Genomic DNA, 12,380 nt, shown 5'->3' on the forward strand with positions numbered 1-12,380 from the left:
CGGTCACGCGATTGTTACCTCGTTGTTACCTACCGAGCTTTTTTTAACGGCGTTTTTTCAAGAATTCAAGCATGTCATTACTGACCCAGATTTTCGGTAGCCGCAACCAGCGGCTGCTCAAGCAATACCAAAAAACGGTACGCGAGATCAATGCGCTCGAGCCGGCCATCGAAAAGCTGTCGGATGCCGAGCTGCAAGCGAAGACGCCGGCCTTCAAGGAACGCATCGCCGCTGGCGAATCGCTCGATGCCTTGTTGCCGGAAGCGTTTGCCGTTTGTCGCGAGGCCAGCAAGCGCGTCCTGCGCATGCGCCATTTCGATGTACAGATGATCGGTGGCATGGTCTTGCATTTTGGTAAGATCGCGGAGATGGGCACGGGCGAGGGCAAGACCCTGATGGCCACCTTGCCAGCGTACCTGAATGCCTTGTCGGGCAAGGGCGTGCATATCGTGACCGTCAATGACTACCTGGCGCAGCGCGATGCCGAGACCATGGGCCGCCTGTATGCGTGGCTGGGCCTGTCGACGGGCGTGAACATGTCGCAGATGGAGCACAGCGCCAAGCAACAGGCGTATAACTCCGACATCACGTACGGCACGAATAATGAATTTGGTTTCGACTTCTTGCGCGACAACATGGTCTACGAAGCGCGCGAGCGCGTGCAGCGCAGCCTGAACTTCGGCATCGTCGATGAAGTCGACTCGATTCTGATCGATGAAGCGCGCACGCCTTTGATCATTTCGGGCCAGGCCGAGAACCACACGGATCTGTATTACAAGATCAATGAAGTGCCAGCGCTGTTGACTTTGCAGATCGGCGAAGAAACGCCGGACGGCAAGGGCAAGGTTGACGTACCGGGCGACTACACCAAGGATGAGAAGGCGCACCAGGTGTTGCTGACGGAAGCGGGCCATGAAAAGGCCGAGCGCATCCTGATGGAAATGGGGCTGCTGCCAGAAGGCGCTTCGCTGTACGATTCGGCCAATATCACCCTCGTGCACCATCTGTATGCGGCATTGCGCGCACACGCGCTGTACTTCAAGGATCAGCACTACGTGGTGCAGAACAGTGAAGTCGTCATCGTCGATGAATTCACGGGCCGTCTGATGACGGGCCGTCGCTGGTCCGATGGATTGCACCAGGCCGTCGAAGCGAAAGAAGGCGTCAAGATCCAGAACGAGAACCAGACCCTGGCCTCGATCACCTTCCAGAACTACTTCCGCATGTACGCCAAGCTGGCCGGTATGACCGGCACGGCCGATACCGAAGCGTATGAATTCCAGGAAATCTACGGCCTGGAAACGGTCGTGATTCCGCAAAACCGTCCGTTGCAGCGCAAGGATCGTCAAGATCAGGTCTACAAATCGTCGGCGGAAAAATACAACGCGATGTTGAACGACATCCGTGACTGCTACGAGCGCGGCCAGCCCGTGCTGGTCGGTACGACCTCGATCGAAAACTCGGAACTGCTGTCGGGCATCTTGAACAAGGCCAGTTTGCCGCACAACGTGCTGAACGCGAAACAGCATGCGCGCGAAGCGGAAATCATCGCCCAGGCAGGCCGTCCCAAAGCCATCACCATCGCTACCAACATGGCAGGTCGCGGTACCGACATCGTGTTGGGCGGTAACGTCGAAAACCAGATCAAGTTCATCGAAGCCAATGCTGAACTGAGCGATGCCGACAAGGCCGCCCAGTCGCAGACCTTGCGCGATGAATGGCAATCGCTGCATGACCACGTGGTCAATGCGGGCGGCTTGCACATCATCGGCACCGAACGCCACGAATCGCGCCGCGTCGACAACCAGTTGCGTGGCCGTGCCGGTCGCCAGGGTGATCCGGGTTCGTCCCGCTTCTACCTGTCGCTCGACGACGCGCTGTTGCGCATCTTCGCCGGCGACCGCGTGCGCGCCGTGATGGACCGTTTGAAAATGCCGGAAGGCGAACCGATCGAGGCGGGCATCGTCTCGCGTTCGATCGAATCGGCGCAGCGCAAGGTCGAAGCGCGCAACTTCGACATCCGCAAGCAATTGCTGGAATACGATGATGTCGCCAACGACCAGCGCAAGGTGATTTACCAGCAGCGTAACGAGCTGCTGGAAACGACCGATATTTCGGAAATGATCGGCTCGTTGCGCCATGGCGTGTTCACCGACCTGGTGTATGAGTACGTGCCGCGCGAATCGGTGGAAGAACAATGGGATATCAAGGGCCTGGAAAACACCCTGTCGGGCGAATGGCAGCTTGACTTGCCGTTGCAGGCCATGCTGGAAGCCGATTCGACCCTGACGGACGAAGAGATTCTGGAAAAAGTGCTGGTTGCAGCCGATGCCGTGTACCAGTCGAAGATCGATATCGTCGGCAAGGACTCGTTTGGCGGCTTCGAGCGCAATGTCATGTTGCAAAGCGTGGACAGCCACTGGCGCGAACATCTGGCGGCGCTCGATCACCTGCGCCAGGGTATTCACCTGCGCGGTTACGCACAGAAGAATCCGAAGCAGGAATACAAGCGCGAAGCGTTTGAACTGTTTGGCCAGATGCTCGACATGATCAAGAACGATGTCACCAAGCACGTGATGACGGTGCGTATCCAGTCGCGCGCCGAAGTCGATGCGGCTGAACAGGCGATGCAGCAGTCGCACGTGGAAAACGTGCACTACCAGCACGCCGAATTCGACCCCAACGCGGCGCCGGAAGAATTGCTGGCGCCTACAGCCGGCGGCAAGATGGATAACGTCGACGACATGAGCGTGAGCATGGGCCTGAAAGTGGGCCGCAACGACCCATGTCCTTGCGGCAGCGGCAAGAAGTACAAGGCTTGCCACGGCAAGCTGGCGTAAGGCGGTTTCATAGCCTGACAAAAAACGGATACCGCGGTCTCCGTTTTTTTATGCTGCGCCCTGTTGGTAGCTTATTGGGCGAGGAAGTCAAATGCCCCGCTACTCGCATCCTTTGATACCACAAGCTTGACGACGGGGATGGGAGCGCTGCTGCCAGATGAGCCCCTTACCGCCCCCACATCGACTGATTTGGATGACAGTACGCCACCGCTGGAGGTGGACACCTGGACTGTTGCAGTGCGCCCGGTCGCGCCGGAGAAGTTGTTGATGCCGAACGAGTACGTTCCAGCTTGCAGCACTTTTGCATCACACGAAGCGAAATAATGCTCGGGTCCGTTTGCAATGACATTATCGACATCGAGACGTCCGACGTTGCCATTGCGGTTGGCGTAATAGACCTGCATGCCGTTTGGCTCAAGGCTGTGCAAATCGACATCGCCCTGGCCGTCCCAGGTGAGCGTCACGGTAAATGCGCCGACGTTACCCTGCTTGGGCGGCGCCTGCAATTGCTGCATGGCTCTTTCCACCAGCGATTTGACCTGCGCGCGGGCCGGCCGGCTCGCATCAAGATAGGTTTCCACCAGCATGTGGCCGGAAGCATCGGCAGTCGATGCAGGCAGGTTCAAGTTAATCGGCGGCACTGAAGTGATGCCTGTCAAACGCAGGCCGTTGATGACCAGGTCGATGTCTGCCAGCAGATGGCCGCCGCGCAGGGTCGTCGATGCAGGCGCAATTTGCGCAACAGCGATGCTCGATGCGCTGATTTTTGTCAGCGCATAATCGTAGGCGCGGTTGACGAATAGATTGCCTTGCGAATGAGCAACGAAAATCAGCTTTTGTCCTTCTACTGAAAGCGCTTCGATCCGCGTTTTGTGCAGGGAGTAGGTGGCCTCGGTTGGCGGATTGCTGACGAGCGAACTGATTGCTCCGATCAGTTTGTTCATGATGCTTGTCGCGATCTGATCGAGTATCAAGGCGGCGGACGGCAGAAAATTGCGGATTTTATTGGTGAACGATTTGTCCCCAGAAAGATTGTCCCAGAAATACTCAAATCTGTTGCCCATTTCGCCGCTGGAGTCGATTTCGCGCGCGCGTTGAATAAATACCTCGGCAACATCTTGCATCATCGTTGCGCCGCTACCGGGATTTTTTCCGCTGTAGTTATAAAAGGTTTCGTACTTGACGTTCTCGCTGTTATAGCTGTCAGTCAGCAGATTTCGCAATGCATCGCGTCCATTGTCAGCTTCGAACTTGGTATTCCAGACGCCATTAAAAAAGCCGAGCGTATAACCTTTCGGCGTGCAAAGTGCATTTGCAGGGATGGCTGCGTGGGCCGGAGCCAGCAAGGCAGGGATCAAGATCAGGGCCAGCAGTTTGCGGAAAAAATAGGCCTTAATTTTCACAGCCGTCTCCTGCCGGTGCCAGGGAAGTCGTACCGCTCAGGGCTGCATTGTATGCATCATAGGCATCGAAACGCTGCCTGGTATTGATATGTAACTTTTCCATTTCTCTGGCGCGCTTGCTCGCAAGCGGACTCGGATATCGGCTGAACAGGCAAGACGATGCATTCGACAGTTTGGTGGACGACGCCGTCAACGCGCTGCTGTCAGCCAGATTCGTGGTGAGTACCGAGGTAAATGCCTGCGCGGTTTGCCGAAGCGCGTTCTTTTGAGTTGCGGTATCTGGCATGCTATTGATATGGGTTTCAATATCGTCGCGTATGCCGTTCGCATTGCTGTCCGTGCCTGACAGCGTCGCGCTGCGATCGAGCACAGGAATGCTCCCACTAGTTTCAGCCTTGCGAACCGCTTCGGTGAATGTCTTGAAGGTTGGGATGGGCGCTGGTATCTCGGGAGCGGGAGCATCCTTGCCTCCTGAACCGCATGCCGCAAGCAGCACTGCTGAAAGCAGAATGCTCAAAGAAGTTTTTTTCATATAGGAACTATAAATGCCGTTATTTTTTTATAAATAACGAATGGGTGGCTGGAGTCTCCAGCGCGCCAGCCATTCAGGCTTGCGCGAAGGGGGGCGAAATTCTACTGCATATTGGGATCATTAATATGCAAATATAATTTTGCAATTTCTTAAATTATACGCATGTGCAATGCTGCTATCCAAAGTGCACGCTGACCTAATACCTTCCATCTGACTTTATTGAAGATGTCCGATATGACTGCTGTGGCCGTGACGCGAATGGGTAGAGCGGAGATTGGAAGTAGCCGCGTGGCAGAAGTGAGCGCATGGACAGATGGCTTGTTGCATGCTGCATATGTGAGCGGCGCCGCGAAGGCGCTACAATAGCGTTTCCTTTTTCCCTCGCAGAAGAACTCCTATGGCCGTCAATTCCCCCAAGCCCGTCGCCGCCGACCTGAAAGCCGTCGCCGGCATTGAAATCGGTGTTGCCGAAGCCGGCATCAAGAAACCCAACCGCAAAGATTTGCTGGTATTGAAACTGGCGCCGACGGCCACCGTGGCCGGCGTGTTCACCCTGAACCGCTTCTGCGCTGCACCCGTGCAAATCTCGAAAGCCAACCTCGCTGCCGTGACGGCCGGCGCTGCGCCTATCCGCGCGCTGCTGGTCAACACGGGTAACGCGAATGCAGGCACGGGCGAATCGGGCCTGGCCGATGCACAAGCGAGCTGCGCCGCACTGGCCGAGCTGCTGGGCTGCACGCCGCAGCAGATTCTGCCGTTTTCCACCGGCGTGATCCTGGAACCGCTGCCCGTACAGCGCCTGGTCGCCGGCTTGCCGCAAGCCGTGGCCGCGCTCACTTCAGACAACTGGTTCTCGGCGGCCGAAGCCATCATGACCACCGATACGCAGCCGAAAGCGGGCTCGCGCAGCGTCACCATCGGTGGCCACACGGTGACGCTGACGGGCATCAGCAAGGGGGCCGGCATGATCAAGCCGAACATGGCCACCATGCTCGGTTTCCTCGCGTTTGACGCCACCGTGTCCCAGCCCGTGCTGGACCAGCTGGTGAAGCAGGCGGCCGATAAATCGTTCAACTGCATCACCATCGATGGCGATACCTCCACCAATGACTCGTTCATGCTGGTGGCCACGGGCGCTGGCAGCCTGCATATCGATTCGACCGATTCGCCGCACTATGCCGAACTGGCCGCTGCCGTTACCGAACTGTCGACGTTCCTGGCGCAAGCCATCGTGCGCGACGGCGAAGGCGCGACCAAGTTCATGATCGTGACCGTGGAAGACGGCCGCAACGTGGAAGAGTGCCGCAAGATCGCGTATTCCATCGCCCATTCGCCGCTGGTGAAAACGGCCTTCTTCGCCTCAGACCCGAACCTGGGCCGCATCCTGGCCGCCATCGGTTATGCGGGCGTGGACGACCTCGACGTGGGCCAGTTGAATCTATACCTGGACGACGTGTGGGTGGCCAAGAATGGCGGCCGCAACCCGGACTACCAGGAACAGGATGGCCAGCGCGTGATGCAGCAAAGCGAAATTACCATCCGCGTGAAGCTGGCGCGTGGCGATGCCACGGCGACCCTGTGGACGTGCGACCTGTCGCATGACTACGTGTCGATCAACGCCGACTACCGCTCATGACCACACTCGATCAATTCCTGATCCGCGCCGAAGCCTTGCTGGCGCGCGTGGAAGCGATCCTGCCGCAGCCGACGCCCGCGCCCGACTGGAACAGTTTTGCCTTCCGTTGGCGCCGGCGCCAGGGCGCAGCAGCCTATTTGCAGGCTGTGGCCCACGTGTCATCGATCGCTTTGGATGACTTGCACAATATCGGCACGCAAAAAGCGCAAATTGAACAGAACACGCGCCAGTTCGTCGGTGCACGTCCGGCCAACAACGTGCTGCTGACGGGCGCGCGGGGGACGGGCAAGTCTTCCTTGATCAAGGCGTGCCTGAACCAGTTCGCCAGCCAGGGCTTGCGCCTGATCGAAGTGGACAAGGCCGATCTTGTCGACCTGCCCGACATCGTTGACTTGGTGGCGGCGCGCCCTGAGCGCTTCATCATCTTTTGCGACGACCTGTCGTTCGAAGAGGGCGAGAGCGGCTACAAGGCGCTGAAGGTAGCGCTCGATGGCAGCATCGCCGCGCAATCGGAGAATGTGCTGATCTATGCTACGTCGAACCGCCGTCATCTGATGCCGGAACGGATGTCGGACAATACCAGCTACAAGACGGACGACGATGGCGATTTGCATCCGGGCGAGACGGTGGAAGAGAAAATCTCGCTGTCCGAGCGCTTCGGCCTGTGGCTGTCGTTCTACCCGTTCAAGCAGGATGACTATCTGGACATCGTCGCGCACTGGCTCGCTAGCTTTGGCTGCACGCCGGAACAGATTGCGGCAGCGCGTGGCGAGGCGCTGCGCTGGGCCTTGCAGCGCGGTTCTCGTTCGGGCCGGGTGGCCTGGCAATTTGCGCGCGATTACGCGGGAAAGCTGGCGCAATGAGCGAAGTGAGCTTGAAGGATAAAGTCCAGCCTGTCGATGTGGCCGTGGGTATCTTGATGAAGCCGAATGGTGACGTGCTGCTGGGCCAGCGCCCGGCTGGGAAGCCGTATGACGGTTATTGGGAATTTCCAGGTGGCAAAGTCGAACCGGGCGAGGCCATCTTTGACGCCTTGAAACGCGAGTTTGTCGAGGAGTTGGGGCTGTATATTGACAGTGCCGAGGCCTGGTGCGGCGTCGAATATGTGTATCCGCATGCCCATGTGCGCCTGCATTTTTATATCAGTCGCCATTGGCGGGGCGAGCCGCAAAGCCTGGAAGGGCAGGCGTTCGCCTGGCAGGGCACGGTCGGCGTGGAACCCTTGCTTCCGGCCACCATTCCCTTGCTGGAATGGCTCGATGAGGTGCGCCGGGAATTGCTGGCGTCTGCCTGATCTTCAATAGTGCCAGCGGGCAGCGCCATGCTGCGCGCTGGCGCAAACTTTCCTTTTGCTCTCCTTGTATCTTGCGCGCTGTGCGCTACAGTGCTTGCATCAAGCACCGGGGAGTTTCGCATGCCGCTGACACTGACCTTTACCGATACCGATGAATTGCTGATTGCCGCGCTGCACAAGCGTGCCCGAGCGCATGGGCGCAGCATCGAAGATGAGCATCGCGACATCCTGCGCAGCGCCTTGCGGCCGCTGCCGAAGCGTCCGCTCGACGATATTTTGGCCAGCATGCCCGACGTCGGGCTCGATACGGATTTCGAGCGCCGCTCCTGACCGGCCATGCCTATGCTCGCCTATCTGGTCGATACGGATGTGATCGTTGCGGCGCGCATGGGTAGCGTTGCGCCGACAGGCGTGCTCGCCTTTCTGGAACGGGTGCCGCCCGAGGCGCGCTATGTGCCGGTGCAGGTGATCGCGCAGTTGCGCGCAGGCATACAGCACAGCTGGCGGCGCGAAGCGGCGCTGGAAGCACTGGCGCTGGAAGGCTGGCTGGAGGCTGTGCTGGCAGAGTATGCGCCGCGACTGCTGGAATTTGACCTCGATTGCGCACATGTCTGTGCGCGTCTGCATGCTCGCGGCCACGCGCACGGCGTGGATGGACAGATCGCGGCGATGGGTATTGCCTACGGCTTGACGGTGGTAAGCGGCAGGCTCGACAGGTTCGTCATGCAGGCGCTGCGCCTGGAAAATCCGTTTAGTTGTGGCTAATTGCGGCTTACTGCGGCTTGTTGTCTTCGTCCGCCAGAGGATCTTCAAACGGGTCGGCGGCGGGGATCGTATATTTTTCCTCGGCCCAGGCACCCAGGTCGATTTGCTTGCAGCGTTCCGAGCAGAAGGGGCGGAATGTATTGGCTTCAGTCCATTCGACTTTGGCAGCGCAGGTAGGGCAGTTAACGACGGTCATGATGGGGCAAATAAGTAGCAGTTAAAAATTACAGAGCGTGAGCTCGAACGGAACATCTTCTTCCAGCGGCTTCGGTTTCAAGTCGCCGCCCTGGGTAGTGAAGCGTATCCATAGCATATATTTGTTGGCGGAAATTTCCGGGATGGCGCCGCTGTTCTCATCCAGGCTCAGGCGCAGCATCTGGTACACCTTGCCCTGCAGCATTTGCTGGTAGCTGCCGCCATTGGCGATCAGTTTCACGGGGCCGCCGGAATCGCGCAGCAGACGCAATACCAAGGCCAGCGCATCGAACAGCGGTGCCAGCGGCGCAAACCATGCGTGGATATCGTTCAGGCGCTGCTCGGAACTGCGCTTTTGCCAGGCGAAGTAGGAAGGCAAGTCGAATTCGCAGGCACCGCCCGGGATGATGGTGCGCCCGCGGATGCTCATCAGCCATTCATTGTCGCGGATATTCTGGCCCGTCTTGCCCTGCGCGGCCACCAGGGCGCCGCTGACGCTGTCGAGTTCAGCAAGGATGGCATCGAGGGTTTCCGGCTCCACGTTCGGATTGCTGCGGTAACCGAGCAGGCTTTGGCGTTGGCGTTCGAGTTCTTGCAACAGGTCGGACTTCAGGTCGGCGCGGCCGGCCACTTCGAGCATGTCAAAAATAGTCGCCAAGGCAACATGATGCTGCATTGCATGTTCTTGCTGGATGAAGAACTTGAATTTGTCGTACAGGTCTTCCAGTCGCAATAAGGTACGTATGCGTTCGTTGAAAGGGTATTCGTAGACAATCAAAATAATTCCCTTAAGTAAGGACCTGCAAACAATCCCGTGATTTTGAACCAAGCGTCGACAAATTACAAACGTTGCGGCCCGATTCCGGCCATTCTTTTTGAAAATGCCAGATATAAATCGTGCAACTGGGCAATCTGCGGTGTCAGGGCGTCCAAATCGGCATGATTGTCGATCACATCGTCCGCCGCCGCCAGGCGCATGGCGCGCGTGGCTTGCGTGGCCATGATGGCTTTGACTTGTTCTTCAGATAAGCCGTTGCGCGCCATGACACGTGATACTTGCAAACTTTCCGGGCAATCGATGACGAGCACGCGGTTGACGCGCTCCACCCAGCCACCTGACTCGACCAGCAGGGGCACGGCAAAGATCACATAGCTGCCCGTCGCTTCGGCGGCCGCCGCCAGCGTGGCCTGGCGGATGCGCGGATGCAGAATGGCTTCCAGCCTGGCCTTGGCGGCGGCATCGGAAAACACCAGCTTGCGCATTTTTGGGCGATCGAGGGCGCCCCGAGCATCGGCGTAGTCCGCGCCAAATTGCGCCAACAGGTCCGGCATGGCGGCGCCGTTTGGCGCTGTCAGGCTGTGGGCGATTTGGTCGGTGTCGACGATGGAAGCGCCGCGCGCGGCGAACAGGTCGGCCACGGTGCTCTTGCCGCAACCGATGCCGCCGGTGAGACCGACGCTGAAATAAGGGGCGTTTTGTTGTTGCATGTGTTTATCCATCAGGTGCACGCTGCTGCGCCGGTCAGCCGGTCAGGCCCAGCGTCAGCCGCGACAGTGGCGTGCCGTACAGCAGGGCGATCAGACCTGCTGCTGCCAGGTAAGGGCCGAACGGGATCGGTTTGTCGCGGCCCCGTTTGGCGAAGACGATCAGGCCGATGCCGACCACGGCGCCGACCAGCGAGGACAACAATATGATCGTCGGCAACATGCTCCAGCCCAGCCAGGCACCGAGCGCCGCCAGCAATTTGAAATCACCATAGCCCATTCCTTCCTTGCCTGTCGCCAGCTTGAAGGCCCAATAGACGGCCCACAGGGCCAGATAGCCGGCGGCTGCGCCGATGACGGCGTCTTGCAGCGGCACGAAGGTGGCGTTGATATTGACCAGCAGCCCCGCCCACAGCAAGGGAAAGGTGAGGTCGTCGGGCAGCATTTGCGTGTCGGCATCGATGAAGGTCATGGCGATCAGCAGCCAGGCAAACACCAGCGTGGCCAGGCCCGTCCAGCCGCTGCCGAAGTGCCAGATCAAGAGGGCCGACAGTGCGCCCGTCAGCAGCTCGACCAGTGGATAGCGCACGGAGACAGGCGCTTGGCAGGCGCTGCACTTGCCGCGCAACAGTAGGTAACTGATGACGGGAATGTTTTCCATGGCCGTGATGCGGTGACCACAAGCGGTGCATTGCGAGTGCGGCAGCATCAGGTTGTAGCGCTGCGTGTGCGGCAGGGGCAAGCCGCTTTCTTGCGCCACGTAATTATCAGACTCGCGCTGCATCATTTTTGGCACGCGGTGGATCACCACGTTGAGGAAGCTGCCCACGATCAGGCCGAACAGGGCGGCGATGAGGGCGACAGGCAGGTTGCCGGGCGCAGCGAACAGCAGGGTATCTTGCAGCATGGTGGATTTGTCTGAGGTGAAGATCGTTGCCGCGCAAACATTGCCTGGCACGACCGTAGTGTAAAACATCTGCCAGCACATGGGGATGTTTTGCGCAGGGCGCAGTCAAATCACGGCGCCCAGCTTGAAAATCGGCAGATACAAGGCGATCACGAGGGCGCCGACCAGCACGCCCAGCACCACCATCAGCGCCGGTTCCAGCAGCGTCGAAAGGGTGGCGACCGTGGCGTCGATGTCCGCCTCGATGATATCAGCCGCGCGCGACAGCATGGCGTCGAGCGCGCCAGATTCTTCGCCGATCAGCGCCAGCTGCGTCAGCAGCGGGGGGAACACGGCGCTGTGTTGCATGGCCAGGGCCAGGCTGCCACCGGCGCGGATTTCCCGTTCGATGCGCGTCGTCGCTTCCTGGTACAGCGCGTGGCCGGAGGCGTCGCCTACCAGGCCGAGCGAGTCTAGCAGCGGCACGCCTGCGGCGAACATGGCGGCCAGGGTGCGCGTCCAGCGGGCAATTGCCGCCTTGCGCAGCAGCGCGCCGAACACGGGCAGGCGCAAGGCCCACAGTTGCATCTTGCGCCGCAGGGCAGGCCAGCGCTGCCAGGCCAGGTGCGCTAGCAGCGAGGCCAGCAGCACTGCCGTCAGCAAGGCCAGCCAGTGGCGCACGAGAAAGGCGGACAAGCCCATGACGAGCAGGGTCGGTAATGGCAATGGCGCACCGAAGCTGTCAAATACCTGGCGGAAGGCGGGCACGACTACGCTCATGATGATGGCCGTGACAGCGATGGCAACGCACACAATGGCCAGCGGATACATCAGCGCGCCGCGTATTTTTCGCCGCAGGGCAAAGGCCTTTTCCTGGTGCGTGGCCAGGCGCGCCAGCAAATCTTGCACGATGCCAGCCTGCTCGCCGGCGGCCAGCAGCTTGCAATACAGTTCGTCAAACAGCAGCGGGAATTGGCGGAAGGCCTGCTGCAGGCTGCTGCCCGCTTCGATGTCGTGGCGCAAGTCGCGCATCAGCTCGGTGACGGCGGGCTTGACCTGGCCCTTGCCGGCAATGTCGAAGGCCTGCAGCAACGGCACGCCGGCCGCCATCATGGTCGACAGTTGGCGCGTGAACAGCGCGATATCCTGGCCGGTGATGGCCTTGCCCGGCGCGGCCCGTGCAGCCTGTACCTTGGTGGCGAGGATGCCTTGGCGCCGCAAGGCCATGCTGGCAGCGGTGGCGTCGGCGGCGCGCAAGATGCCATCGACCGCCTTGCCATGGCGGTCGATACCCTTCCATGCAAACCGCCGCTCTGCCGCCATGCGCACCTCCTGCCGTCACGG

13 protein-coding genes are annotated in these 12,380 nt (G+C 59.5%); 6 read left to right on the forward strand and 7 right to left on the reverse strand.

Going from position 1 to position 12,380, the window contains the following annotated elements:
* Positions 1-71 precede the first annotated feature (71 nt).
* On the forward strand, positions 72-2,840 hold the full coding sequence (gene secA, locus H4V96_RS03040) for a preprotein translocase subunit SecA (protein ID WP_010394974.1): 2,769 nt from the start codon (positions 72-74) through the stop codon (positions 2,838-2,840).
* Positions 2,841-2,911: 71 nt separating this feature from the next.
* Here secA and H4V96_RS03045 read toward each other — a convergent pair whose 3' ends face one another.
* Together H4V96_RS03045 and H4V96_RS03050 are read right to left on the reverse strand one after the other, a co-directional pair.
* Positions 2,912-4,243, reverse strand: coding sequence for a hypothetical protein (locus H4V96_RS03045; protein WP_196856227.1), 1,332 nt, complete (start codon positions 4,241-4,243; stop codon positions 2,912-2,914).
* Positions 4,233-4,775 (reverse strand): hypothetical protein, encoded by a 543-nt coding sequence (locus H4V96_RS03050; RefSeq protein WP_196856226.1) that lies wholly within the window; start codon positions 4,773-4,775, stop codon positions 4,233-4,235. The genes H4V96_RS03045 and H4V96_RS03050 overlap by 11 nt, the downstream gene beginning before the upstream one ends.
* A 397-nt stretch (positions 4,776-5,172) precedes the next feature.
* Here H4V96_RS03050 and argJ point away from each other — a divergent pair, with 397 nt between their 5' ends.
* The 5 genes from argJ (at position 5,173) to H4V96_RS03075 (ending at position 8,470) form a co-directional block, all read left to right on the forward strand.
* Complete coding sequence (gene argJ / locus H4V96_RS03055; RefSeq protein WP_196856225.1) at positions 5,173-6,411, forward strand: bifunctional glutamate N-acetyltransferase/amino-acid acetyltransferase ArgJ; 1,239 nt, start codon at positions 5,173-5,175, stop codon at positions 6,409-6,411.
* The gene (locus tag H4V96_RS03060; RefSeq protein WP_010394983.1) at positions 6,408-7,274 is read left to right on the forward strand and encodes an ATP-binding protein; all 867 of its coding nucleotides are present in this window, start codon (positions 6,408-6,410) and stop codon (positions 7,272-7,274) included. Before argJ ends, H4V96_RS03060 begins: the two co-directional genes overlap by 4 nt.
* The gene (locus tag H4V96_RS03065; protein WP_010394985.1) at positions 7,271-7,705 is read left to right on the forward strand and encodes an NUDIX domain-containing protein; all 435 of its coding nucleotides are present in this window, start codon (positions 7,271-7,273) and stop codon (positions 7,703-7,705) included. Before H4V96_RS03060 ends, H4V96_RS03065 begins: the two co-directional genes overlap by 4 nt.
* Positions 7,706-7,825: 120 nt before the next feature.
* Complete coding sequence (locus tag H4V96_RS03070) at positions 7,826-8,035, forward strand: DNA-binding protein (RefSeq protein ID WP_196856223.1); 210 nt, start codon at positions 7,826-7,828, stop codon at positions 8,033-8,035.
* 6 nt (positions 8,036-8,041) lie between these two features.
* On the forward strand, positions 8,042-8,470 hold the full coding sequence (locus H4V96_RS03075; RefSeq protein ID WP_196856222.1) for a PIN domain-containing protein: 429 nt from the start codon (positions 8,042-8,044) through the stop codon (positions 8,468-8,470).
* A 7-nt stretch (positions 8,471-8,477) separates the two neighbouring features.
* On the opposite strand, the gene yacG is transcribed toward H4V96_RS03075, so the two are convergent.
* The 5 genes from yacG to H4V96_RS03100 form a co-directional block, all read right to left on the reverse strand.
* Entirely contained in the window at positions 8,478-8,669 is a 192-nt protein-coding gene (gene yacG / locus H4V96_RS03080; RefSeq protein ID WP_029496160.1) for a DNA gyrase inhibitor YacG, read from the reverse strand.
* 18 nt (positions 8,670-8,687) lie between these two features.
* Positions 8,688-9,443, reverse strand: coding sequence for a cell division protein ZapD (gene zapD / locus H4V96_RS03085; RefSeq protein WP_010394995.1), 756 nt, complete (start codon positions 9,441-9,443; stop codon positions 8,688-8,690).
* A gap of 62 nt (positions 9,444-9,505) precedes the next feature.
* The gene (gene coaE, locus H4V96_RS03090; protein ID WP_010394997.1) at positions 9,506-10,153 is read right to left on the reverse strand and encodes a dephospho-CoA kinase; all 648 of its coding nucleotides are present in this window, start codon (positions 10,151-10,153) and stop codon (positions 9,506-9,508) included.
* A gap of 34 nt (positions 10,154-10,187) precedes the next feature.
* A complete protein-coding gene (locus H4V96_RS03095; RefSeq protein WP_196856260.1) occupies positions 10,188-11,057 on the reverse strand; it encodes an A24 family peptidase in 870 nt (289 codons plus the stop codon).
* A gap of 105 nt (positions 11,058-11,162) precedes the next feature.
* Positions 11,163-12,359 (reverse strand): type II secretion system F family protein, encoded by a 1,197-nt coding sequence (locus tag H4V96_RS03100; RefSeq protein WP_196856221.1) that lies wholly within the window; start codon positions 12,357-12,359, stop codon positions 11,163-11,165.
* Positions 12,360-12,380 lie beyond the last annotated feature (21 nt).

It is taken from the genome of Janthinobacterium sp. CG_23.4 (assembly GCF_029892305.1).
GTDB classification, from domain to species: Bacteria; Pseudomonadota; Gammaproteobacteria; order Burkholderiales; family Burkholderiaceae_D; genus Janthinobacterium; species Janthinobacterium lividum_D.

Excerpts from the sequence above, each read along its gene's own strand:
- secA (WP_010394974.1), top strand. The coding sequence starts at position 72 with ATGTCATTACTGACCCAGATTTTCGGTAGCCGCAACCAGCGGCTGCTC.
- H4V96_RS03050 (WP_196856226.1), bottom strand. The coding sequence starts at position 4,775 with ATGAAAAAAACTTCTTTGAGCATTCTGCTTTCAGCAGTGCTGCTTGCG.
- argJ (WP_196856225.1), top strand. The coding sequence starts at position 5,173 with ATGGCCGTCAATTCCCCCAAGCCCGTCGCCGCCGACCTGAAAGCCGTC.
- H4V96_RS03060 (WP_010394983.1), top strand. The coding sequence starts at position 6,408 with ATGACCACACTCGATCAATTCCTGATCCGCGCCGAAGCCTTGCTGGCG.
- H4V96_RS03065 (WP_010394985.1), top strand. The coding sequence starts at position 7,271 with ATGAGCGAAGTGAGCTTGAAGGATAAAGTCCAGCCTGTCGATGTGGCC.
- H4V96_RS03070 (WP_196856223.1), top strand. The coding sequence starts at position 7,826 with ATGCCGCTGACACTGACCTTTACCGATACCGATGAATTGCTGATTGCC.
- H4V96_RS03075 (WP_196856222.1), top strand. The coding sequence starts at position 8,042 with ATGCCTATGCTCGCCTATCTGGTCGATACGGATGTGATCGTTGCGGCG.
- coaE (WP_010394997.1), bottom strand. The coding sequence starts at position 10,153 with ATGCAACAACAAAACGCCCCTTATTTCAGCGTCGGTCTCACCGGCGGC.
- H4V96_RS03095 (WP_196856260.1), bottom strand. The coding sequence starts at position 11,057 with ATGCTGCAAGATACCCTGCTGTTCGCTGCGCCCGGCAACCTGCCTGTC.
- H4V96_RS03100 (WP_196856221.1), bottom strand. The coding sequence starts at position 12,359 with ATGGCGGCAGAGCGGCGGTTTGCATGGAAGGGTATCGACCGCCATGGC.